21 protein-coding genes are annotated in these 23,039 nt (G+C 67.1%); 14 read left to right on the top strand and 7 right to left on the bottom strand.

Annotated elements, in window-relative coordinates:
* Position 1: 1 nt before the first annotated feature.
* From JWN03_RS10620 to JWN03_RS10590, 7 genes are all read left to right on the top strand, one after another.
* A complete protein-coding gene (locus tag JWN03_RS10620) occupies positions 2-835 on the top strand; it encodes a thymidylate synthase (RefSeq protein WP_297613330.1) in 834 nt (277 codons plus the stop codon).
* Positions 832-1,326 carry a dihydrofolate reductase gene (locus JWN03_RS10615; RefSeq protein WP_297613328.1) on the top strand — a complete coding sequence of 165 codons (495 nt, stop codon included), beginning with the start codon at positions 832-834 and terminating at the stop codon, positions 1,324-1,326. The genes JWN03_RS10620 and JWN03_RS10615 overlap by 4 nt, the downstream gene beginning before the upstream one ends.
* Before the next feature lie 123 nt (positions 1,327-1,449).
* Positions 1,450-1,776: a cupin domain-containing protein gene (locus JWN03_RS10610; protein ID WP_297613326.1), complete on the top strand. Its 327-nt coding sequence runs from the start codon at positions 1,450-1,452 to the stop codon at positions 1,774-1,776.
* A 57-nt stretch (positions 1,777-1,833) separates the two neighbouring features.
* Positions 1,834-2,844 (top strand): Dyp-type peroxidase, encoded by a 1,011-nt coding sequence (locus JWN03_RS10605; protein ID WP_297613324.1) that lies wholly within the window; start codon positions 1,834-1,836, stop codon positions 2,842-2,844.
* 2 nt (positions 2,845-2,846) lie between these two features.
* Complete coding sequence (locus JWN03_RS10600; protein WP_297613322.1) at positions 2,847-3,644, top strand: family 1 encapsulin nanocompartment shell protein; 798 nt, start codon at positions 2,847-2,849, stop codon at positions 3,642-3,644.
* Between the two features lie 119 nt (positions 3,645-3,763).
* A complete protein-coding gene (locus tag JWN03_RS10595) occupies positions 3,764-4,294 on the top strand; it encodes a hypothetical protein (RefSeq protein ID WP_297613320.1) in 531 nt (176 codons plus the stop codon).
* 33 nt (positions 4,295-4,327) lie between these two features.
* A complete protein-coding gene (locus JWN03_RS10590; RefSeq protein WP_297613317.1) occupies positions 4,328-4,726 on the top strand; it encodes an NUDIX hydrolase in 399 nt (132 codons plus the stop codon).
* 82 nt (positions 4,727-4,808) lie between these two features.
* Here the strand turns inward: JWN03_RS10590 and JWN03_RS10585 are convergent, their stop codons facing one another.
* Positions 4,809-6,422, bottom strand: a complete 1,614-nt coding sequence (locus JWN03_RS10585) for an MFS transporter (protein WP_297613315.1) — start codon at positions 6,420-6,422, stop codon at positions 4,809-4,811.
* Positions 6,423-6,863: 441 nt separating this feature from the next.
* Between JWN03_RS10585 and JWN03_RS10580 the strand changes: the two genes are divergently transcribed.
* On the top strand, positions 6,864-8,873 hold the full coding sequence (locus tag JWN03_RS10580) for a TerD family protein (protein ID WP_297613530.1): 2,010 nt from the start codon (positions 6,864-6,866) through the stop codon (positions 8,871-8,873).
* Positions 8,874-8,969: 96 nt separating this feature from the next.
* Here the strand turns inward: JWN03_RS10580 and JWN03_RS10575 are convergent, their stop codons facing one another.
* A complete protein-coding gene (locus tag JWN03_RS10575; protein WP_297613313.1) occupies positions 8,970-9,620 on the bottom strand; it encodes a TetR/AcrR family transcriptional regulator in 651 nt (216 codons plus the stop codon).
* A 243-nt stretch (positions 9,621-9,863) separates the two neighbouring features.
* On the opposite strand from JWN03_RS10575, the gene JWN03_RS10570 reads away from it, so the two are divergent.
* From JWN03_RS10570 to JWN03_RS10545, 6 genes are all read left to right on the top strand, one after another.
* On the top strand, positions 9,864-11,432 hold the full coding sequence (locus tag JWN03_RS10570) for an amino acid permease (RefSeq protein ID WP_297613311.1): 1,569 nt from the start codon (positions 9,864-9,866) through the stop codon (positions 11,430-11,432).
* A gap of 60 nt (positions 11,433-11,492) precedes the next feature.
* Entirely contained in the window at positions 11,493-12,242 is a 750-nt protein-coding gene (locus JWN03_RS10565; RefSeq protein WP_297613310.1) for a DUF1989 domain-containing protein, read from the top strand.
* The gene (locus JWN03_RS10560) at positions 12,239-12,856 is read left to right on the top strand and encodes an urea amidolyase associated protein UAAP2 (protein WP_297613308.1); all 618 of its coding nucleotides are present in this window, start codon (positions 12,239-12,241) and stop codon (positions 12,854-12,856) included. The genes JWN03_RS10565 and JWN03_RS10560 overlap by 4 nt, the downstream gene beginning before the upstream one ends.
* 248 nt (positions 12,857-13,104) lie before the next feature.
* The gene (locus tag JWN03_RS10555; protein ID WP_441342966.1) at positions 13,105-15,039 is read left to right on the top strand and encodes a 5-oxoprolinase/urea amidolyase family protein; all 1,935 of its coding nucleotides are present in this window, start codon (positions 13,105-13,107) and stop codon (positions 15,037-15,039) included.
* 28 nt (positions 15,040-15,067) lie between these two features.
* Complete coding sequence (gene atzF / locus JWN03_RS10550; protein ID WP_297613306.1) at positions 15,068-16,699, top strand: allophanate hydrolase; 1,632 nt, start codon at positions 15,068-15,070, stop codon at positions 16,697-16,699.
* Positions 16,700-16,771: 72 nt separating this feature from the next.
* Entirely contained in the window at positions 16,772-17,245 is a 474-nt protein-coding gene (locus tag JWN03_RS10545; protein ID WP_297613305.1) for a hypothetical protein, read from the top strand.
* Between the two features lie 383 nt (positions 17,246-17,628).
* Here the strand turns inward: JWN03_RS10545 and JWN03_RS10540 are convergent, their stop codons facing one another.
* The 5 genes from JWN03_RS10540 to JWN03_RS10520 form a co-directional block, all read right to left on the bottom strand.
* Positions 17,629-18,243, bottom strand: a complete 615-nt coding sequence (locus JWN03_RS10540) for a class I SAM-dependent methyltransferase (protein WP_297613304.1) — start codon at positions 18,241-18,243, stop codon at positions 17,629-17,631.
* A gap of 36 nt (positions 18,244-18,279) precedes the next feature.
* On the bottom strand, positions 18,280-18,753 hold the full coding sequence (locus JWN03_RS10535; protein ID WP_297613302.1) for a MarR family winged helix-turn-helix transcriptional regulator: 474 nt from the start codon (positions 18,751-18,753) through the stop codon (positions 18,280-18,282).
* A 271-nt stretch (positions 18,754-19,024) separates the two neighbouring features.
* Entirely contained in the window at positions 19,025-20,443 is a 1,419-nt protein-coding gene (locus tag JWN03_RS10530; protein ID WP_297613300.1) for a vanadium-dependent haloperoxidase, read from the bottom strand.
* A 198-nt stretch (positions 20,444-20,641) separates the two neighbouring features.
* A complete protein-coding gene (locus JWN03_RS10525) occupies positions 20,642-22,210 on the bottom strand; it encodes a hypothetical protein (protein ID WP_297613298.1) in 1,569 nt (522 codons plus the stop codon).
* Entirely contained in the window at positions 22,195-22,962 is a 768-nt protein-coding gene (locus tag JWN03_RS10520; protein ID WP_297613296.1) for an ABC transporter ATP-binding protein, read from the bottom strand. Before JWN03_RS10520 ends, JWN03_RS10525 begins: the two co-directional genes overlap by 16 nt.
* Between the last annotated feature and the right edge of the window lie 77 nt (positions 22,963-23,039).

Below are 23,039 nucleotides of genomic sequence, written 5' to 3'. Positions count from 1 at the left end.
CGTGAACAGCGACCCTCGAGACCCCCAAGGCACGGCCCCCCGTGACACCCAGTACGAGGATCTTCTGAAGCTGGTGCTGGAGTCCGGCACCCCGAAGGCGGATCGGACCGGAACCGGGACCCGCAGCATCTTCGGGCATCAGTTGCGCTACGACCTGTCTCAGGGTTTTCCGCTGATCACCACCAAGAAAGTGCATCTGAAATCCATCGTCTACGAGTTGCTGTGGTTCCTGCGCGGCGACTCGAATGTGCAGTGGCTGCAGGAGCACGGGGTCTCCATCTGGGACGAATGGGCCGACGCCGACGGCGAACTGGGCCCGGTCTACGGCGTGCAGTGGCGGTCCTGGCCGACGCCGGACGGCACCCATATCGATCAGATCTCGCAGGTGCTGCAGACCCTGCGCACCGATCCCGATTCCCGCCGCATGATCGTGTCCGCCTGGAATGTGGCCGAATTGAATCGGATGGCGCTGGCCCCCTGCCACGCCTTCTTCCAGTTCTATGTGGCCGACGGCAAGCTGTCCTGCCAGCTGTATCAGCGCAGCGCGGACCTGTTCCTGGGCGTGCCGTTCAATATCGCGAGTTATGCGCTGCTGACGCATATGGTGGCGCAGCAAACCGGGCTGCTCCCCGGCGATTTCGTGTGGACCGGCGGCGATGTGCACATCTACGACAATCATGTGGCGCAGGTGCGCGAGCAGTTGACCCGCGAGCCGTACCCGTTCCCGAAACTGCAGCTGCGCCAGGCGCCCACGCTCTTCGATTACGCCTACGAGGACGTGGAAATCCAGGATTACCAGCATCATCCGGCCATCAAGGCCCCGGTGGCGGTGTGAGCCGGACGATCGGGCTGATCTGGGCCCAGACCCCGGATGGGGTGATCGGCCTGGACAACACCATTCCCTGGCGGGTGCCGGAGGATATGGCGCATTTCAAGGAAGTCACCTGGGGTCATCCGGTGGTCATGGGCCGGCGCACCTGGGATTCGCTGCCCCCACGATTCCGGCCGCTGGACGGCCGGCGAAATATCGTCGTGACTAGGCAAACAGAGTGGTCCGATGAGGGCGCTGACCGGGCGAGCTCACTCGAGGATGCATTGGAGACGAGCGGAACCGGCACCGTGTGGATCATGGGCGGAGGCGAAATCTACCGCGCCGCACTGCCGTTCGCCACCGAACTGATGATCACCGAGGTCGACTCGAAGGTGGCCGGTGATTGTTATGCGCCCGGCATCGGCCCGGAATGGTCGGCCGGGGAAGACCCGTGGCGCGAGTCGTCGGCAGGTCTGCGATTTCGGTTCCGCCGTTATACGCGCCGGCACGCATAACGCGAGCATCCCGCAAGCGCTGGGAGGCGGAGCGCCGGTAATTCCTGCATACGAACGGCGAATCTGCCGATCGCGCCGGAAGGTGTCCGGCATACTCACGGATACCCCGGCGAAAGGCAGTCCATGGACAAGAAATCGCTGACCGCGGTCGCGCGCCAGCAGCTGAAGCTGGCCGCAACCGCCTCGAGCGGACGCAGTTCGGTGACCATCTACGGGGGCCACGCACACAGCCTCCGCCAGACGGTGATCGCCATGACCGCGGGGCAGAGCCTCGCGGAACATGAGAATCCGGGCGAGGCGACCATGGTCGTGCTCAGTGGCGTGCTAGCTCTGATCAGCGGCACCAACGAGTGGAAAGGCTCGGCGGGAGACCTACTGGTGATCCCCGACGCGCGGCACAGCGTGAAGGCCATCGACGATGTGGCGTTCCTGCTCACTGTGGCCAAATAGCAGACACAGGGCTACCGGGCGACCGGTATGTCCGCTGCGGCCTCTAGGCTGGAACCCATGGGTGAGCCGCAGCCGATTCTCGACCCGCTTACGCCCGCCGCGATCTTCCTCGTCGCAACAATCGACGAGGGCGGCGAGGCGGTGGCGCGCGACCTGCTCGCAGATCTACCCGGTCTGCGCCGCTCCATCGGATTCCGGGTACCGGGCGCCGGGCTCGCCTGTATCACCAGCATCGGTTCGGCCGCTTGGGATCGTCTCTTCTCCGGGGCGAAACCCACTGAGCTGCACGAGTTTCCGGGGTACGTGGGCGAAAAGCACCAAGCCCCGGTCACGCCGGGCGACCTGCTCTTCCACATCAAGGCCGAAACCCAGGACGCCTGTTTCGAATTGGCGATGACCATCGGCAGCCGCCTCGCCGGAGCCGCCACCATCGTCGATCAGACCGTCGGTTTCCGATACTTCGAGCAGCGCGATCTGCTCGGTTTCGTCGACGGCACCGAGAATCCCGAGGGCACGCTCGCCGTCAGCACCGCGTTCATCGGCGACGAGGATGCCGAATTCTCCGGTGGCAGTTATGTGATCGTGCAGAAGTACCTGCACACCATGGGTGACTGGCGAGCGCTGTCGGTGGCCGAGCAGGAGAAGGTGATCGGGCGCACCAAGCTCGAGGACTTCGAGCTCTCGGATGCCGAGAAGCCCGCCAATTCCCATGTGGCCGTGAACGATCAGGATGATGTCGGGACGATCGTGCGCGCCAATATGCCGTTCGGCAGCGTGCAGGACGGCGAGTTCGGCACCTACTACATCGCGTACGCCGCGACCCCCGCCGTCACCGAGCTGATGCTCACCCGCATGTTCCTGGGCACCGACGAGGCGGCCTACGACCGCATTCTCGATTTCTCCACCGCCGTCACCGGCACGCTGTTCTTCACCCCGTCCGCGGGGTTCTTCGACGCGCTGCCGGACGCACCCGCGCCCGCGGCCGTGGAAGTCCTGGAATCCGTGGCAACCAATGGTGTTGTCTCCCAAGCTGGTTCCCTGGGCATCGGCACGTTGAAAAGGAGCTGAGCATGAACAATCTGCACCGCGAACTCGCGCCCATCACCGCCGCCGCCTGGACGGCGATCGAGCAGGAGGCGACGCGAACCTTCAAGCGGCACATTGCCGGTCGCCGCGTGGTCGATGTATCCGGCCCGCACGGCACCGACTACTCCGCGGTCGGCCTGGGGCGCACCACCACCATCAGCTCACCCGGCGAGGGGGTGCAGGCCCGCCAGCGTGTGGTGCTGCCACTGGTGGAACTGCGTGTCCCCTTCAAGCTTTCGCGGGAAGAGCTCGACGATGTGGAGCGCGGCGCGCAGGACACCGATCTGGAGGCCGTGAAGGACGCCGCCAAGAAGGTCGCCTTCGCCGAGGACCATGCCATCTTCGAGGCCTACCCGGCCGCCGGCATTGTCGGCGTCCGCGCCGCCACCTCCAATGAGCCGGTCAAGCTGCCGACCGATCCGCGCCTGGCTCCGGAAGCGGTGGCGCAGGCCCTGAGCGAGCTGCGGCTCGCGGGTGTGGACGGCCCGTATTCGGTGCTGCTGTCGGCCGATCTCTACACCGCGGTCAGCGAGACCTCCGACCACGGCCACCCGATCCGTACGCATATCGAGCGGCTCATCGACGGCGAGATCATCTGGGCTCCGGCCATCGACGGCGCTTTTGTGCTCTCCACCCGTGGCGGCGATTTCGATCTGCAGATCGGCCAGGACCTCTCCATCGGCTACCTGTCGCACGATGCCGACTCGGTCCAGCTGTACTTCCAGGAGAGCCTGACCTTCGTGGTCTACACCGCCGAAGCCGCAGTCGCACTGGAGGCGTGAGCTTCGACCCCGCGCTGTACATCCGCTGGTAACCCGTATCTCTGGAGGCAAGACCACACCGAGAGGTACGGTGACGCGCAGCAATGTGCGGGAGGCGGGTCGACGATGGTGCGCGGGGTATGACGATGGTGCGGGCCGGTGTGGTGCCCGGGCGGCGTGCGATGTACTACGGAATCTCGGGACTGCTGGTGACGACCGGGATCATTGCCGGGGTCGTGGGGGTATTCGGCCTGAACCGCGTGTTCACCGGGATTCTGCTGGGCGTCGCGGCGGGATTGGGACTGCTGTTCCTGCTGTTCGCGCGGGACGGGGTGGTGCTGACCGATCAGTCGATCGTGCGGCGAACCCCGTGGGGCGCGGCCACCATCGACTGGGATCGGGTGGTGGCGGGCCGCTTCGCGCTCGACGAAAAGTCGCGCTGGTCCTTGGCTTTGGATCTGAACGGCGGCGACGAACAGCACGGTGAGCTGGTGCTGCTGTCCATTCCGCCGGTGCAGCGGCCCATTGCGAATGCCTACGATATGCGCAAACGCGAGCAGGTCAATGAGATTCGAAGCATCCTGCGCCGCAAGCAGATTCCGGTGATCCTGCTCCCGGAGATCGCCGAGGCGCTGACCCGGCACTGGCGGCTGGCCCCGCCCACCCGCTGAAGCCGCGCACCGCGGCTGGGTAGGGTGTGCGCCGTGATTCGCACAGCGGCACTGGCACATATCCGGGATCGTCGTCTGCTGCAGACCAGGTCCACCGGCAAGGACGTTTTCTACATGGCGGGCGGCAAGATCGATCTGGGCGAGACCCCGGAATCGGCGCTGCACCGCGAGATTCGTGAGGAGCTCGGCGTCGGCGCCACCGATGTCGCCGAACTCGGCGTCTTCGAGGCCGATGCCTACGGCCACGCACCCGGCACCCGCCTGCACATGACCTGCTACCTCGGCGAGCTCACCGCCGACCCGTTCCCCTCCGGCGAGATCGCCGAACTCCGCTACTTCACCCTCGCCGAGTACGAGGCCATGCCGCACGTGGCCCCCGGCTCCCTGCTGGTGTTCCAGCGCCTGCACACACTGGGCCTCATCGACGACTGATCCCCGCATCCGGCATGCCTGAGGCTCTCGTCATCCCGGCATGCTTGTGGCCGGGATCCCCAGTCACCCAATCGGTTAGCGCCTACTCCTCGGCCGTGGTGGAGTCCGGAGCCTTATAGGGAATCCGGGTGGCGGCGGCGAGGCCGAGCATGAGGAAGATGGCGGCGGCCAGCAGGGTGGTGCGGGTGGCGTCGGTGAAGCCTCGGGAGAGGGCGTCCAGGACTGCGGTCGCGCCGTCGTGGTCGCGCAGGCCCGAGATGGTGCCACCGGCGGATTCGCGGGTCGCGGTCGAGAGGGTGTCGGCGGATTTGGCGGGCAGGTCCTTGACGTCGGAGAGGCGCTTGGGCAGTTCGTGGCCGAGCCCGACCGAGAGCAGCGCGCCCACCATGGCGATGCCGAAGGCCGAGCCGATCTGCCGGACGGTGCTCTGGGTAGCCGAAGCCTGCCCGGAGTTCTCCGCCGGCACATCGCCCAGCACCACACCGGTCAGCTGCGCGGAGGCCAGGCCCAATCCGACGCCGTAGACGGCCAGCAGCGCCGCGAGCCACCAGGCGGAGATGTGCGGGGTCACGAACAGCGCTGTGAGCGCCACAGCGACCGCCTCGAAGCCCAGGCCCAGTTGCACTATGCGCACGGCCCCGACCCGGCGGACCAGGCCCTCTGCTATCCCGGCGGCCAGGAAGGCGCCCGCGGCCATGGCCGCCAGCACATAACCGGCCCCGAGGGTAGAGAGTCCGAGCACGTTGACCATGAACAGCGGCAGTACGAACAGCAGCCCGAATTCGCCCAGCGCCACCGCGAACGCGGTGACATTGCCCCACCGGAAGCTGGGGATCAGGAACAGTCCGGGATCCAGCAGCGCCGAGCGCCTGATCAGATTGCGGTGGTGCTCCCATTGCAGGAAGAGCACCAGTGCCAGCACGGCGAGCGCCAGGATGACCGGAATCGGCGAGACGACCGCGGTCTTCGACCAGGTGAATCCGGCCAGCGGGAATTCCCGCAGCGGCCGCCACCAGCCGTAGGTCGATCCCTCGATGAGCGCGAAGACCAGCAGTGCGAAACCGACCGCGCTGAGCAGGAATCCGTCCACATCGAGTCCGGGCGCGGCCTTGCCCATCCTGGTCTCGGGGACGAACAGCACCAGCCCGATGAGCACCACCGCGCCGAGCGGCAGGTTGACCAGGAAGATCCACGGCCAGGTGTAGTAGGTGGTGAGCCAGCCGCCGAGCAGCGGGCCGATGGCCGCGACGCCGGATATGACCGAGCCCCACACCGCGAAGGCGATGATCCGATCCCGCCCGCGGAACAGGGCATTCATGGTGGCGAGCGTGCCGGGCATGACCGCGGCCGCGCCGACACCCTGCACGATCCGGCCCCAGAGCAGCGGCCAGGCGCTGGTGGCGGAGGCGGCGAGCACGCTGCCCGCGAGAAATACCAGCACGCCGAGCGCGAACATCTTGCGCCGCCCGAGCCGATCGCCCAGCCGCCCGGCGGTGATCAGCAGCGCCGCCAGCACCACCGCGTAAATGCTGGTAACCCATTGCGCCTGCGTGAAATTGAGGCTCAGGTCGGCAATGATGACCGGCAGTGAGACGGAGACGATGGTGCCGTCGAGCACCACCATGGACAGGCCCAGAGCCAGTACACCGAGCGCGAGCCATTTCTTGCGACCCAGGTCGAGCTGCACTTCCGTCATCCGTCGCTCCTGCCGCACAGGGACAGCTGTCCGAAGAATCCGGTCTCTCGAGATAGCCGTTCGGGTGCCGAACAACCGGTACTCAGTGTAGGTCGCGGGATGTGGGCAGCGACTCGAGGTAGCGATACCAAACTGCGGGTCGGGAAGATCTCCAGGTCTGAATACTGATATGGACTGGTTGAGACCTCCTCGGTACGGCGCGTCTACACCCCGCCGATTTACCGCTGAATATTTGCTGGATGCGAGAATCCGCCGCCAGCGAACAGCTGGCACGAAGCCTGTCGCCCCGCAGCCGGTGTGCGAGTGCCCGCGGCCGCGAGTCGACCACGCGGCATTGCCGACCGGTCGGGATGGTCGCTCGGCGCGGTATTGCGAGTTGCTCTCGCCGGTATCGAAGCGGGACAGCCGATGTCCGAATCGGATACGTTTGAAGGCGTGTCGATGATGAAGGGTTCCAACGTTCCGGTGGCGGCTGCCGCGGTCCGGGTCGAGCTGGGGTGGCAGTCGGGTCCCGGCGTTCCGGACGCCGATGCGTCAGCATTGCTGCTGGCCGGGGGCCGGGTTCGGTCGGACAGCGATTTCGTCTTCTACAACCAGCCGGTGCACGGATCGGGGGCGGTCCGGCACGAGGGGAAGCAGCGGGGGGCACAGGTCACCGATGTGCTTTCGGTGAATCTGGGGCAGGTCGAGCCGCAGATCGAAACCATCGTCATCGCCGCGTCCTCGGACGGGGGCACCTTCGCCCAATTGCCCGGACTGCATGTGCGTTTGGTGGATGCGAACAGCGGCGCGGAGCTGGCGCGGTTCGACAGCACCGACGCCTCGTCGGAAACCGCGTTTGTCCTCGGCGAGCTGTACCGGCGGCAGGGCGCCTGGAAGTTCCGGGCCGTCGGCCAGGGCTACGCGACCGGACTGGCCGGGCTCGCAAGCGATTTCGGCATCACCGTCGACGATGCGCCTGCCTCGCAATCAGCTACGCCGCAGCCCGCGACCCAGACTCCCCCGCAGTCGTCCCACGCCGCACCCGCTCAGCCGTCGCAGCCCGCACCCCCGGCATTCCCGCCCGGCGCACCCCCGCTGCCGCCGGTCGGTTCGCCATCACACGGCACTCCCCAGCCGACCGGTTCGCCATCCGGCGCCCCGCCGCAGCCGAATTACGCAGCGCCGCAGGGGTACAACCCGCAGCAGCCGCCCACACAATTCGGCCAGCCCGCGCCAGGCCAGTACCCGCCGCCGCCCGGCCGATACACACCTCCGGGCCAGTATCCGGATCCGGCCGGACAGTACGGCTCACCGCCGCCTATCGGCCAATACCCGGACCCCGCAGGGCAATACGGTTCCCCGCCTCCCACAGGGCAGTACCCGCCGCCTCCCGGCCAGTACCCGGAGCCACCTGCCGGGCAATACGCGCCGCCCGCCGGTCAGAACCCATCCCCTCCCGGGCAGCACCAGGACCCATCTGCTGGGCAGTATCCGGCACCTCCCGCCGGGCAGTACCCAGCCCCCGCAGGGCAATACCCACCCCCTCCCGGATACTCGGAACAATCTGCCGGTGGTCAGTACCCGCCTGCCGGGCAGTATCCCCCGCCTGCCGGGCAGTATGGTGATCCGTCGAATTCGCCTGCGCCGGGCGGTTATCCGCCGCCGCAGTACGCACCGGCGCCCCCGCCCTACCAGTCGGGTGCGAATCCCATTCCGCCGCCGCAGCCTTATCAGCCGGGCGGGAATCAGCCGCCTCCGCCGCCTTATCAGCAGGGCGCGAATCCGGTTCCGCCACAGCAGTTTCAGCAGGCCCCCGGCGCGACGCCGAGGGTGAATCTGGGCAAGATCTCGCTGACCAAGGATGCGCCGGCGGTCTCGCTGACCAAGCAGGGTGCGACCGGCGGCATTATGCGGATCAATCTGAATTGGTCGGTGCCCGGCGCGACGAGCGGCTTGTTCGGTCGTAAGCGCGGCGGCAATGGCGGCCTGGATCTGGATCTGTGCTGCTTCTGGGAGCTGACCGATGGTTCCAAGGGCTGCATCAGCCCGCTCGACACCATGGGCAATCTGCAACGTGCCCCGTTCATCGAGCTGGATAAGGACGACCGGACCGGTGCGAATGCGGCCGGTGAGAATCTGTCCATCAATCTCGATCACACCAGCCAGTTCCGCCGCATTCTGGTCTTCACCTCGCTGTACGAGGGCGGCGAGGACTTCCGTGGCGTACACGCCACCGCCACGCTCTACCCGCGTAATTCGCCGCCCATCGAGATCGAGGTCAGCGGCTGCGTCGACGACTCCCGCGAGATGGTGCTGGCGCTGATCGAGAACATCAACGGCGAGTTGGTGGTTCGCCGCGAGGGCGTCTTCGTGCGCCCGCCGGACGGCCACCGATTCTGGGGCAAGATCGCAGTCGACCAGGCGTACCGCTGGGAACTCAAGTGGGGTACGTCGAAGGGGAAGTCCTAGCCGGTGTGGATCCCGGCCAAAAGCATGCCGGGATGACGGTGCGACGGCGGCCCAGGACGCCGGGCCCGCCCTCGCCCCCCGGGGTGACGGGTTCAATCACACCAAATGCGCTGCGGCGGCTCGGGTAACAGACAGGTCGCCCTTCCAGCCGAGGAGTGGGAGAACGGCGTCCGGGATCAGCTGTTCGGCGTACTCGGGGGGTGTGCCCTCGTCCGAGCGAATATTGATGACGGATTCGACGAGGCGGAAGGGCAGGAGTTCCGCACCGGGCACCGCCGTCGCACCCGCTTCGGCAATGACTGCGACGGCCAGGGTTTCGTAGTGGCAGCGCAGTTCGTCGCGGCGCGCGCGGAAGGCCGCGAAGCGTTCGCTGCGCAGCTCCGGTAGCAGGTAGAGCGCGCCGAGATTCCAGCGTGCGGCGCAGAGTTGACTCACGTCGAATCGCGCCAGGGCATAGAGCCGAACTGCGGCCGATTCCGGCGCCACGGCCAGTCGCTCCGCCAATTCCAATGGTGCGGTGATGGTTCCGGCGAGCAGCGCGTCGAGGATATCGTCCTTGGACGCGAAGTGGTGGTAGAGCGAGGCCTGCCGAATGCCGACGGCATCGGCGATTCCGCGGGTGGAGGTGCTGCCGTACCCATTGTTGGTGAAGAGTTCGGCGGCGGCGTCGAGGATCTCGGCGCGCGGCGTCTGCCCCTCCCTGCGGCGGGGTTCGAGGCGTGGACGTCCGGGTCCGAGTTGGGTCACGGGATTCATTCTGCACTGCCGATCCCGATCACTCCCGGGTGTCGTTCTCGACCGATCCCGCGGGCATCGACGCTGCTGACAGCCTCTGACCGTGATCCGTGAGGTTTCTGTCATTCGATAGAAATACCGGCAATGCAGAAGTTACGGCGGGCCATCTGACGGATACACCGACGTCACCCCGCGAGCGATCGTTATCGGAAAACTTTCAAGCGATAGATATTCACCGATCGCGAAGGATTAGCCATGGTTGCCTCCGCCGACGCCATTGTCCCCAACCACCCGCCGAACAGCGCTCCGAGCACTGTCAATGCCGACAGCGCCGACCTGGAGCGCTTCGGCTACGAGCCGGTCCTGCATCGCAAGCTCGGCCGGTACGCGTCCTTCGCCGCGGGCTTCTCCTTCGTTTCGATCCTCACCACGATCTTCCAGTTCTTCGGCTTCGGCTACTCGTTCGGCGGCCCCGCCTTCTTCTGGACCTGGCCGATCGTATTCGCGGGCCAGTTCCTGGTGGCGCTGAATTTCGCCGAACTGGCTGCCCGCTACCCGATTTCGGGCTGCATCTACCAGTGGTCGCGGCGGCTGGCCGGTGAACTGGTGGGCTGGTTCGCGGGCTGGATGATGATCATCGCGCAGATCGTCACCGCCGCCGCGGCCGCCATCGCGCTCCAGGTGGTGCTGCCCACCATCTGGAGCGGCTTCCAGCTTGTGGGTACCGACAGCGCGCTGACCTCGCACGACGGCGCGGTGAATGCCGTCCTGCTGGGCAGCATCCTGCTGGCGCTCACCACGCTGATCAATGTGGTCGGCATCGACTGGATGTCGCGCATCAATTCGCTCGGCGTCACCATCGAGATCATCGGCGTGATCGCGGTGATCGCGGTCTTCTTCACCCATGCCGATCGCGGGCCGGGCGTGGTCATGCACACCGATCAGGCCGCAGGCGGATCGTACTGGGCCGCCTTCCTGGTCTCCGGGCTCATGGCCGCCTACGTCATGGTCGGATTCGATTCCGCCGGTGAACTTTCCGAGGAGACCAAGAATCCGCGGCAGGTGGCGCCGCGCACGATTCTGACCGCACTGGCGGTCTCGGCCCTGGGCGGCGGACTGATTCTGCTCGGCGCGCTCATGGCCGCACCGAGTCTCACGGATGGTTCGCTGAGCAGCGGCGGCCTCGCCTATGTGATCGAAGCCAAGCTGGACAGCCCGGCGGGCAAGGTCGTGCTGGCCTGTGTTGCTTGCGCTATTACGGTGTGCACCTTGGCAATTCAGACCGCGGGTTCGCGCCTCATGTTCTCCATGGCCCGCGACGGTCGCCTGCCCTTCGCCGAGCGTCTCGCCGCCGTGCACCCCCGCTTCGGCACTCCGGCGCTGCCGTCCGTGGTGATCGGCGTACTCGGCATCGGCCTGCTGGTGCTGAACCTCGGCAATGCCGCCATCTTCGCAACCCTGGCCAGCGTCTGCATTGTGACGCTCTACCTCGCCTACCTGCTGGTCACGGTGCCGCTGCTGGTGCGGCGCATCAAGGGCTGGCCCGCCGAGGACCGCACCACCGAGTCCGGCGCTCCGCTGTTCGGCCTGGGCCGCTTCGGAATTCCGATCAATGCCCTGGCCGTGGTGTGGGGCATCGCCATGGCGGTGAACCTGGCCTGGCCGCGCGCGGAGGTGTACACCCCGACCGGCGGCAGCTGGTGGATGCTCTGGGCCGCACCGCTTTTCGTCCTCGCAACCCTCGGGGCGGGCGTGGTCGTGCACCGCTTCGTCACCCCCGCGAAGCAGATGCAGAGCGCCGGCCCACTGGCCCAACCCGCCTGAACCGCAAGCAATCCGACATACCCATCGGCCGCTGGCAGGCGGCGCATGGAAGGAGCAGCAATGACGAACACCGCGGACACCTCGAGCGCGCGGGCGCATGCACGGTCACAGGCGGCGGGGGCGGCCCTGCGCGGCCCCGACCTGCCGGATGGCGTGGATTCGGAGAAAATCACCTTCGCACAGCGGATTCCCGCCGGTGGGTATGCCAACCTCGTACTCGGCCGCGGCACCCGCGTGCGCCTCTCCGATCCGCTGGGCGGCGCGTGCGCGCATCTGCTGCTACTGCGTGCCGAATCACCGTGGGAGCGGCTGAATGTGGCCGATACGGTGAAGGTGCCGTGGCAGGCGTATCTGGGCACGGGGCATCCGCTGCTGTCGGATCAGGGCCGCGTGCTCGCCACCATCGTCGCCGATTCCTCCGGCCGGCACGACACCCTCTGCGGGACATCGGCGCACGCCCGGGACCGGCTGCGGATGGCGGGGGTCAAGCAGGGCCTGGAACCGCGCGATATCGGGCCGACCGTCTCCTTCTTCCGCGGTGTGCGGGTGGACTCGGACGGCGGGCTCGTTTCCACCGGCAGCGCCGGGCCGGGCGGGGCGGTCGAACTGCTCATCCATCTCCCCGTCACGGTGCTGGTCGCCAATGCCGCGCATCCCCTCGATCCCACTCCCACAACGGATCTCGATCTGGTGGCGTGGTCCGCTCCCGGGGAACTGGCGCAGCAGCCGAGCACCGACCCGGAATACCTGCGCGCGGTGGAAAACACCGAACTGGATTGGCACGCCCGCACTCTGGAGGCCCTCGCATGATCACCTCGTCCCGCACCATCGTCCTCGACGAGACCGTCCCCGCCCGCGCGCCCTGGTCGACCGTGGTGCGCGCCGGTGAGCAGCTGGAGATCATCGACCTGCACGGCAATCAGGCGGTGGACTGCCTGCTCTACGCCGCCGATGATCACACCGAGCGCTACAGCGCCCAGGCCACCATCGCGGCTCAGCGCAATATCTTCCTCACCACCGGCAGTGTCCTGCGCACCGATACCGGAACCGCGCTCATGACGGTCGTCGCCGATGAGGTCGGCAATCACGACACCGTCGCCGGCGCGTGCTCACAGGAGTCCAATACCCTCCGCTACGGCCATCACACCCGGCATCAGCACGCCTGCGTGGAGAACTTCCTCGCCGAGGGCATGAAGTGGGGCCTGGGCAAGCGTGACCTGGTCTCGAATATCAACTGGTTCATGAACGTCCCCGTCGAGCCCGACGGCACCCTCGGCATTGTCGACGGCCTCTCCGCGCCCGGCAAGAAGATCACCCTGCGCGCCGATGTCGACACCCTCGTCCTGGTCTCGAACTGCCCGCAGATCAACAACCCCTGCAACGGTTTCGACCCGACGCCGGTTCGAATGGTGGTGACCCGATGACGGCAACGCTCCCCGAGCCCACGGTCGCCGCGACGCAGGTCGCAGACGGCGCTGAGGTGCGCGCCCCGAAACACGATGGCGCAGAAGGCATTCTCAGGGTGGTGGGTCACTCCCCCACGTCGGACAGCCCCTCCTCCACAGTGAACAGTTCCGCTGCGGTAGCCGAGGACGAGCTGATCTCGACGCCCGGCGACGGTGCGGATACCGGTGCGACTGCCGCCCCGACGGTCCATGTGCTGCGGCCCGGTATGCAGACCACGGTCCAGGATTGGCCTGGGCGGGTCGGATATTGGCATGTGGGAGTGCCACCTTCGGGGCCGATGGATGATCTGTCGTTCCGGCTGGGCAATCGCGCGCTGGGGAATCCGGAGGGCGCCGCCGGGCTCGAATGCACGCTCGGCGGACCGGCACTGCGGTTCGATGCACCGACCTGGGTGTGTGTCACCGGCGCTCCGGTACCCGTCACCGTGAACGGCCGGCCGGTGCGGCAGTGGCGCAGTGTGCTGGTTCCGGCGGGCGGCGTCTTGGATGTCGGTGCGGTGCGCGGGCCGGGAATGCGCAGCTACGTCCTTGTTGCCGGTGGCATCGATGTGCCCGAATACCTCGGCAGTCGTGCGACTTTCACGCTCGGCAAGTTCGGGGGCGGAACGGGGCGGGCGCTCGCGGTGGCCGATGCGCTGGCGCTCGGCGTGCCCGGAAAGGTGAGCGCGGGCGTGCCCGGCGATGATCAGCCGGTGCTCACCCGGCGGTGGGAGCTGGCCGTCACCGAGGGCCCGCACGGCGCGCCGGAGTTCTTCTCGCGCACCGACTTCGACACCATTATCGGCACCGATTACGAGGTGCACTTCAACTCCGATCGGACCGGCGTGCGGCTCGTCGGCCCGAAACCGCAGTGGGCGCGACAGGATGGCGGCGAGGCGGGCCTGCACCCGTCGAATATTCATGACACCGCGTATTCGATTGGCGCACTGGACTTCACCGGCGACACCCCGATCCTGCTCGGCCCGGACGGTCCGAGTCTCGGCGGCTTCGTCTGTCCCGTCACCGTGGTGGCCGCCGACCGCTGGAAGCTGGGCCAGCTCACCCCCGGCGACAGCGTGCGCTTCGTCCCGGTGCGCGCGGATCGCGCGGCCTCACTGCGCGAGCTGGGCGCCGAACGCCGGGCCGCCTGGCCGATCGTGCTGTCCTCGGGCGGCGACGGGGACGACGGCATCGTGGCCCGGCGCGACGGGGCGGAGACCGCCGTCACCTACCGCCGCGCGGGCAATGACGGCCTGCTCGTCGAATACGGCGATATGACACTGGATCTGGAGCTGCGAGCCCGCGTGCACGCCCTGCACCAGGCGCTGCTGGAGCGCGCGGAGCCGGGCGTCACCGAGCTCACCCCGGGCGTGCGTTCACTACAGGTGCGTACCGATCCGGATCGTCTGCCCACCCGCAAGCTGCTGGACCTGCTCGGTGAGGTGGAGGCCGAACTGCCGTCTGCCGACCAGCTGGTGGTGCCCAGCCGCACCGTCCGCCTGCCGCTGTCCTGGGACGATCCGTCGACGCGGGAGGCCATCACCCGCTACATGCACGGTGTGCGCGCCGACGCCCCCTGGTGCCCGTGGAATATCGAGTTCATCCGGCGCATGAACGGATTGCCCTCGGTGGACGATGTTTTCGACACTGTCTTCGCCGCCGAGTACCTGGTCCTCGGTCTCGGCGACGTCTATCTCGGTGCGCCCGTCGCCACCCCCACCGACCCACGCCACCGCCTGGTGACCACCAAATACAATCCGGCCCGCACCTGGACGCCGGAGAATGCGGTCGGCATCGGCGGCGCGTACCTGTGCATCTACGGCATGGAGGGGCCCGGCGGCTATCAGTTCGTCGGTCGCACCACCCAGGTATGGAATCACCGCTCCACCGGTGTGGGCGAAGACCCTTGGCTGCTGCGGTATTTCGACCGCATCAGCTGGTATCCGGTGAGCGGTGAGGAGCTGCTGGATCTGCGCTCCGATGTGGCCGCCGGACGCGGTGAACTACTCGTGGCGGACGGCGAATTCCGGCTGGCCGACTATCGGCGCTTCCTCACCGACAATGCCGAGTCCATCGAGGAATTCCGGGCCAAGCAATCGGAAGCCTTTACCGACGAACGTAATTCGTGGCGAGAAGCCGGCGAGCTGACCGAAACGCCGTGAACTCGAACCACTGACAGGAGACCCGAGCATGACTGTGTGGATCCACCGCCGCCCCGAGTCCGACGTGATCGCCGAAACTACCGGCGCGACAGGACCCTTGGCGGGCCTGCGACTGGCTGTCAAAGACAATGTGGATGTCGCCGGAGTGCCGACCACCGCGGGCTGCCCCGACTACGCCTACCTTCCGGACCGGGATGCGGCCGCCGTCGCCGCCCTGCGGGCCGCCGGTGCGGTGGTGGTCGGCAAGACCAATCTCGATCAATTCGCCACCGGTCTGGTCGGCACCCGCTCGCCGTACGGAGCGGTCGAGCATGCGTTGCGTCCCGAATACATCTCCGGCGGTTCGAGTTCCGGGTCCGCGGTGGCCGTGGCGCGCGGTGCAGCCGATATCGCCATCGGAACCGACACCGCCGGTTCCGGCCGTGTTCCCGCGGCGCTGCACGGCCTCGTCGGCATCAAACCGACGATCGGCGTGGTCTCCACCGCCGGCGTGGTCCCCGCCTGCCGCTCCTACGACTGCGTGACCATTTTCGCCGCCGACCTGGAACTGGCGAACCGCGCCATGGGAGCCATGGCAGCGGGCGCACCGCACCGCCCGTGGCCCGCCGATGCGCGACTGGCCGCACCGCCCGCACCCGTCGTGGCGGTCTTCAGCACCCTCCCCGATCTGGATCCGCTGTGGCACAGCGCCTTCGAACGGACCATCACCGGTCTGCGAGAAAGTGGCGCAACCATTGTCGAGATCGATCCCGAACCCTTCCTTGCCGCTGCCAAACTGCTGTACAACGGCGCCCTTGTCGCCGAGAGGTATTCCGCAGTAGGCGATTTCGTCGACTCCCACCCCTACTCCGCCGACCCCACCGTGGCTTCGATCATCCGCGCCGCCCGCGATATCCCTGCCCACCAATTGGTCACGGACCTGGCCGAATTGGAGCGCCTGCGCGCACAGGCCATGGCAAGCCTGGCTGGTGCGGACGCCCTGCTGACCCCCACCGTCCCCACCCATCCCACCCTCGCCGAGGTAGCCGCCGACCCCATCGGCGTGAACTCCCGCCTGGGCACCTACACCAACTTCTGCAACCTCTTCGACATGTGCGCAGTAGCCGTCCCCGCAGGCACGGTCGGCGATTCCCACTTCGGCGTAACCGTCCTGGCCCGAGCCTTCGAAGACGCAGTCGCCTACGACATCGCCACCCTGGTTGCCGCAGCATCGAATTCATCCACAGCCATCCCCAACCCGGCCTGGCCCCTCCAGGTCGCCCCATCCCTGGACCTGATCGTCTTCGGCGCACACCTCCGCGGCCAGCCCCTCGAACACCAACTCACCACCCTCGGCGCCCGCTGGGCAGGCCCCGTCCAGACCTCCCCCAACTACCGCCTGGCTGCCCTCACCACCACCCCACCCAAACCAGCCGTAACCCGCCTCCCCGAAGGCGCTCCCGGCGCCTCCATCACCGCCGAACGCTGGCTCCTCTCCCCCGCCGCCCTGGGCCACTTCCTGGCCAACCTCCCCACCCCCATGCAACTGGGCTCCGTAGAACTCTCCGACGGCACCTGGCACCCCGGCTTCAGCTGCACCGGCGCCGCCGCCGAATCCGCCAAAGACCTCAGCGAATACCCCGGCTGGAAAGCCGCCCTAGCCGCAGACGCAGTCGGCTGAAAGCTCACCGGCGAAGCACCTACCTCGTGATTTACTGCTGCGACCGCCAATATCCGAGGTAGTGTGGATGTTATGAGCGCTGCCTATGACGTTGTCCCCTTCAGCGAGCTACTACACAAGCCCGCCGTCACCACGGGTCGTCTCGACCAGGTTCGCGCCCTGCGTCTGCGCCGCCGCGATGCCGGAGATCTGGCACTGATGCGAGTGGAACAGCTGGACGCGGAGGGCGCGGTAGTCGATTTCACCGCGCGCCTGCTGGCGAGCGTCGTCCGCAAGTTCGGCGCCAGCGCGGTGCGAGAGGTGCTGCCCGACGCCGTCCCGTGGATTACCTTCTTGCCCAACGCCGATGTAGATCAGTTCGTCAACGAACTCGTCGAAGTAGCAAAGGGCGCTGCCGCACTCGAAAACCTCGCCCCCTTGGCCACCCTCCTCACTCAGTGGCGCAACACCGCCGAAATCCACGCCGATCCCGCACTGCTGAAGTTGGTCACCCAGGATCCGGAAGGTGATTTCGGCCCAGCAGCGCCACCGGGAACCGAGGAGTGAGCCCGAAGCGCGGCGATCGCGCCGCCCCACCCGCCCTGCACACCGAATTCGAAATCCGCTTCGCCACATCGGAAGCAGCCACCGGCTGGGAACAGCTCGCACAACAGGCCCCATCGAATCTCCGGCGAGCGTTCGAGGCAATGCGTGCCGACCCGAGAGACGGAACCAACCCGGACCGCCACCATCGCCTGAAGGGTTCCCTCGGATCCGCCAACTGGAAAGGAGCAGCGCTGGAACGGTGGCAATACGAAGTCACCGGTGGCGGCCGGATCTCGTACCTCGTGGATGACGAAAGGCGAACTGCCTGGATCACTTACGCCGGCACAGGACATCCCAAGTCGACAGAGTGATGGCGGTGCGCTCGCAGGCGGCCGATGACCGAATCAGGGAGCGGGCTTGGTCCAGGTGATGGAGTAGCGCCAGTAGATGCGGCGGCGGTAGCGGGAGCCGGGGAGGAGGCGGTGGGTCAGGGCTCGTATTTCGGAGTAGGTGTGGGGTGGGGGCCAGACTATGGGGGATGGGTGTTCCCAGCGGTTCTTTCTGAATCGGTAGGGGGTGTAGGCGAGGGCAGCCAGGGCTTCTCGGGGGAGATCCAGGGGGAAGGTGCCGCGGGCTAGGCCCAGTATGGCGAGTGTGCCTCCGGGGGTTAGCAATTCGGCCATTCGAATGAGGGCGGCGGTGGGGTCCATGTGGTGGAGGGTTGCTACCGAGACGATGGCGTCGAAGGAGGCGGGCGGGAAGGGGTGGGTCAGGAAGTCGGCGCAGATGTAGGTGATGTCGTGCGGGGGCTGGGCGCGGGCGAGGGCGATGCTCGGCTCGTGCAGGTCGATGCCGGTGACCTGCGGAATCTGTTGGCGCAGTGAGCGACTGAGCATGCCTTCGCCGCAACCCACATCGAGGACGGTTTGTGCCTCGCCTACCGCGTCTGCCAGTAGCCGGTGGTAGTGGATGTTCGTATTCCACCGCTGCGCATCGGGGATGCTCGTCAACTCCGCCATGAGACCGAGCGTATCGATGCACCGCGGGAGGCGCGGTTACTCCGTGGTGTGCGCGGCTTCCGGATTGGCGGTGTCACGGACGATGCGCAGCGCGGAGGTGAGGGCGTCCAGTTGCTCCGGAGCGAGCAGTCCGGTGAACCAGCGGTCCACACCGTCGAGGTAGGCGGGGAGGACGCGGGCCACACGGGTCGCGCCGGCGGCGGTGAGCACGGTGTAGGAGCTGCGGCGATCGCCGGGGTCGGCTTCGCGGCGGACGAATCCATTGCGCTCCAGCCGATCCACCAGTCTGGTGACGCCACTGGTGGACAGGTTGGTCTGGGTCGCCAGATCGGTCATCCGCAGCTTGCGCCCGGGCGAACGAGTGAGCCGCATAAGCGCATTCAGGTCGAGACCCGAGAGCCCGTTGGCCTTCCAGGTCGGTCCGAGCCGGGCGATGACACCGTCGTGAGCCTCGAACAGCAGGCCGATGGCGGTCAGGCGGGGGTCATCGAAGAGATGCTTGGGATCCACGATGACCAGCCTAAACCAGTCCATTGCTTTGCGGATAGTTGACACGCGGAACAAATCGGATAGTTCATTGCCAACGCAACATTCCGCGTCGCAACTAAATGGAGGTCCTGATGAACACAGAGCGCTGGGTGGCCGTTTTCCGTGCGCCGCTGGTGAATCCGGCCGAGGAGATCCGGCTCGCCGAACCCCGGAGCTTCACCGAGCCGGCCTGGCCGGCGCACAGGCATGGCGGAGACGGTGGATCTCACCGTGCTCACCGCGCACTCCTGAATCAGGGCAGCCGCGGTCCGGCGGCTCGATCCTGTTTCAACCCGCCGGTCCAAAGATTGTCGGCCACATCCCGCCCGAGCCGCACGCCACCGATGTTCTGCGACAGATCCATAGCGCCGCGGGCATCGGTGGCATAGGCGTCGAAAGCCCAATGCACACCGAGGAATACGCGACTGCGCGCGTTCTCCTGCATCATCTGCCAGAGCCCGTCGAGGAACATGCGCACATGCCGGGCGCGCACCACACCGCGATGGTCGGTGGTGACGCCGTCGAGTTCGTCGGAGACGAAACCCATGCCGTCGGTGAGAGTGTCGGGCCCATCCGTGACAGCGCCGTAGTAGCGCCGCAGCATCTGGAAGGCCGCTCCCCCGAAGGTGGCGTGCCCGGAAGGATACGAGGGGAACGGCGGGGTGAAATTGATGGCGGTCTCATTGCTCCGCGGTGCGCCGTGCGGCTGCCAGAACGGATCGCTGTCCGGGTCGAGATCGTGGCCGGGAACGGCTTCGGGTCCGATGGCGGGGTCGTACTCCCGGATACCGAGTATCGGCCGCCACAGATTGTGCCGGTATTTCTCTTCCCAGCACAGGATTCCGGCATCGGCGAGCGCGGTATTGACCAGCGCGAACAGCCGGGCATTCTGTTCGACGGTGTGCTCGCGCGCGGCGGCCAGCGTCCGGGCGATCTGGTTGTGGAACCGCGGCGGAGTTCCTATCCGACGGGCCCCGTCATAGGCCCAGAACACCGCGATGAGGGTCTCGTCCGGTGTGCGGGCAGCGGAGCGAGGTGGTTGCGCCGCAACCGATTCCAGGGTGATGCCCTTGGCTCGCACATCCCGCAGCGCCGCCAGGTAGCGCGGATCGCTGGTCTTCGGCGGCGCATCCAAGGTGTACCGCCGCGATACCGCGAAGCACCGCGAACGCGCACCGTAATGCGGTGCGTAGTAGCCCTGTTTCGGGTTGACCGGATCGGGCCGGTGATTGGGCGGCACGATATCCGCAAGATAATCACCGTCACCCAGGCTCGGATCGCCCGCGCGGGCTTTGAGCACCGCGCGCCCGACGGCCTGCCCGTGCGTACCCCCGCGCCCGGTACCCGGCCCGCGTAATCCCGCCTCCCGCAATGCTCTGTCCAGTCTCGCGGTCTGCGCCGGATACAGCGCGGTCAGCGTCGTATGCGCCGCAACCGCGACGGCGGATTCGAAGGCGGACCCATTGGCCGCCACCGGCGGCGCCGTGAGCCAGGTCCCGTGCGCCGCGCCGATAATGCTGAAGTAGGCGTCGTGCATGGCAAGGTGCACGATCGCGAGCGCCCGCGAACTGCCCACTGGACCGCGTGACCCGCGTTCCGCGGGTGTGATCTCGGTGTGCGCCATGCGGTCCGACTCCAGCGCCACCGCGTTCCAATACAGGATTTGATCCACTTCCGCTGTCTCCCAATGCTGTTCGAGCAGTACGCGAGCGGAATGGGGCGCTTGGTGCCCCGACGTACCGCCCGCTGGCTCCAGAATGCGGGCTCGCGGCGCGAATATCGGCAGTAGTGGGCTACCCGATTTGCGGCGGGCAGGCACATTCGGGGTAGGTAGCGGCGAGTTCTCCTGTCGGGAAAGGGAGATCGCAGTTCAGCGGGGCTTGACCGCTATCAGGATCTCCGGACCCTGGGCCTCCAATCTGTTGGTCGCGAGGCGGATTCCGATGCTTGCGGCTAACCCGCCCAGAACCAGACCGAGCGGTAGCGCCAGCCATTGCACCCAGGGATAGCCCAGGGCCGCACCGACGCCCAGAATCGCCAGTACCGGCACCGATATCAGCAACTGTCCGAGGCCGACGCACAGCTGCATGAGTACCTTCGCGCAGCCCGGATTCCCGGAGCCGGAGAACGGGTTACCACGTTGGGGTGGAAGGGAGAACGCCGCATGAGTGGAGAGAAATACCACCGCGCCGACACCGACGCCCAGCAGCACCGGCAGGGTGGACAGCGCCCACGGGTACATGCGGGTCTGCCCGAGTATGCCCGGCAGGATCAGCGTCGCCAGGAGCGCCACCGGTGCGACCAGGATCGCCCAGGCGATGGCCCGGCCGCGCACATCGGCCCGCGCCGCGCCCGGCGTGACTATGGTCTGCCAGATCGCGGTGCCGTCGAATCCGTACAGATTGGTGCCGCCCATGGTTGCCAGCCAAACGACGAAAGCACCTGCGAACGGGATGGTTCCGGTATTGCCGTTTTTGATGGCCAGGAATACCGGCAGCGCGAATCCGATGAGCAGCAGCGGCAGCAGTGCGGCGCGCCGGCGACTGTCCCGCCACCAGGTGCGTAGCTCCTTCGCGACTACCGCGCCCACAGGTGTCGGGGGTACGAAGCGTTCGAGCAGGCCGTTCTCGCCGTCGAGCACCTGCCCGGCGGATACCGGCGGAACGGTGAGACGCCGGTGCAGCAGCACCGCCCACGCCTGCCACAGCACCAGTGACAGTGCGGCCAGCCCGAGGAGCGGCAGCAGTGTCCACAGCACATCCCCGCGAGCGGCGGCCTCCACGGCCGCGGGTGCCCACCCTGAGGGCACGGCGCGCAGCGGGGTGGCGAACCTTCTCGACGTATTCTCCACTGCCGGAGCGAGATTCGAGATGAGCAGGTTGATCGGGTAGTACGCCAGGCCGAGCAGCGCCGCCAGCAGCACGCCCAGATCCTTACCGCGCCGCGACCGCATGGCCGCGCCGAGCCAGGCCATCACCACGCGGGACAGCAGCACCACGAAGACGAGTTGCAGCGCCACCCCGACGATCGCGACCAGCGCGGGCAGAATGCCGTGCGGCGCGGCCAGGATCACCAGACCCGCGAAGGCGATCAGGTTGATCACTGCCGCGGGCCCGGCAAAGGCGGCCGCCGCCAGGCCGTATGCCAGCTGCCGATCGGTCAGCGGCAGGAGCCGGAAGTGTTCCGGCTGCAGTGTCTCGTCGCTGCTGCCGGTGAGCACCGGCCCACAGATCCAGCCGAGCGTCCAGGCGCCGAACAGCACGGCCGCAATGGTCACACCGCCGTGCAGGGTGTTGGGCCCGAACCCGATAATGGCCGCCGTCACCAGCGCCGCGACCAGTCCGAACAGGCTGCCGATCCAGAAGTTCAGTGCGGCCCGGCCCTCCCGCATGGCTCTTGCGGTGAGCCGCAACCGCATTCGAATCAGGACGCCAACCACGACAGCCCCTCTTCCCCGCCGACGTGTCCGCCGACGAGCCGCACGAACGCTTCTTCGAGCGTCCCCGCGCCGCGTACCTCCGCGACGGTCCCGCCCGCGACGACCTTCCCGCGGTCGATGACCGCCACCCGATCGCAGACGTTCTCCACGAGTGCCATCACATGGCTGGACAGCACCACCGATCCGCCCGCTGCCACGAACCGCTGCAGAATGGTGCGAATAGTGCTGGCGGACACCGGATCCACCGCCTCGAACGGCTCATCCAGCACCAGCAGCTTGGGTGCGTGCAGCAGTGCGGTGGCCAGGCCGATCTTCTTCCGCATACCAGCCGAATAGTCAACCACCACAGTGTTTTCCGCGCCGGTCAGCTCGAGCACACTGAGCAGTTCCGCAGTCCGCTCCCCCACTGTGGCCTTGTCCATGCCCCGCAGTAATCCCGTGTAGGTCAACAACTCCCGCCCGGTAAGCCGCTCGGGCAGCGCCAAGCCATCCGGTAGCACACCCACCACAGTCTTGGCCCGCACCGGATCCGCCCACACCTCGGTTCCGAAGATCCGAGCTGCCCCATGATCAGGTCGCAAGAGGCCTACCGCCATCGACAGCGTGGTCGTTTTCCCTGCCCCGTTAGGCCCCACCAGCCCGAAGAACGACCCAGGCGGCACAGCAAGACTCACTCCCTCGACTACCCAAGGTCCCCCGAAAGCCTTGAACAGCCCATCCAATTCGAGCGCCAACTGCCCACCAGTCGTCATAACCCCTCCAAGCAACGACAGAATCGAAGTCTTCAACCACGATACGTACGGCGCTCCGATCCGGTTCGACTGTCGAT

This window comes from Nocardia sp. (assembly GCF_025465275.1).
GTDB lineage: Bacteria > Actinomycetota > Actinomycetes > Mycobacteriales > Mycobacteriaceae > Nocardia.
The sequence above is the reverse complement of the archived record's forward strand: the minus strand, read 5'-3'. Positions and strand labels throughout refer to the sequence as shown.

Coding starts and splice junctions, on each gene's coding strand:
- JWN03_RS10560 (WP_297613308.1), top strand. CDS start 12,239: ATGATCACCTCGTCCCGCACCATCGTCCTCGACGAGACCGTCCCCGCC.
- JWN03_RS10595 (WP_297613320.1), top strand. CDS start 3,764: ATGACGATGGTGCGGGCCGGTGTGGTGCCCGGGCGGCGTGCGATGTAC.
- JWN03_RS10580 (WP_297613530.1), top strand. CDS start 6,864: ATGATGAAGGGTTCCAACGTTCCGGTGGCGGCTGCCGCGGTCCGGGTC.
- JWN03_RS10610 (WP_297613326.1), top strand. CDS start 1,450: ATGGACAAGAAATCGCTGACCGCGGTCGCGCGCCAGCAGCTGAAGCTG.
- JWN03_RS10570 (WP_297613311.1), top strand. CDS start 9,864: ATGGTTGCCTCCGCCGACGCCATTGTCCCCAACCACCCGCCGAACAGC.
- JWN03_RS10585 (WP_297613315.1), bottom strand. CDS start 6,422: ATGACGGAAGTGCAGCTCGACCTGGGTCGCAAGAAATGGCTCGCGCTC.
- JWN03_RS10520 (WP_297613296.1), bottom strand. CDS start 22,962: ATGACGACTGGTGGGCAGTTGGCGCTCGAATTGGATGGGCTGTTCAAG.
- JWN03_RS10600 (WP_297613322.1), top strand. CDS start 2,847: ATGAACAATCTGCACCGCGAACTCGCGCCCATCACCGCCGCCGCCTGG.
- JWN03_RS10605 (WP_297613324.1), top strand. CDS start 1,834: ATGGGTGAGCCGCAGCCGATTCTCGACCCGCTTACGCCCGCCGCGATC.
- JWN03_RS10540 (WP_297613304.1), bottom strand. CDS start 18,243: ATGGCGGAGTTGACGAGCATCCCCGATGCGCAGCGGTGGAATACGAAC.
- JWN03_RS10545 (WP_297613305.1), top strand. CDS start 16,772: ATGAGCGCTGCCTATGACGTTGTCCCCTTCAGCGAGCTACTACACAAG.
- atzF (WP_297613306.1), top strand. CDS start 15,068: ATGACTGTGTGGATCCACCGCCGCCCCGAGTCCGACGTGATCGCCGAA.
- JWN03_RS10565 (WP_297613310.1), top strand. CDS start 11,493: ATGACGAACACCGCGGACACCTCGAGCGCGCGGGCGCATGCACGGTCA.
- JWN03_RS10555 (WP_441342966.1), top strand. CDS start 13,105: ATGCAGACCACGGTCCAGGATTGGCCTGGGCGGGTCGGATATTGGCAT.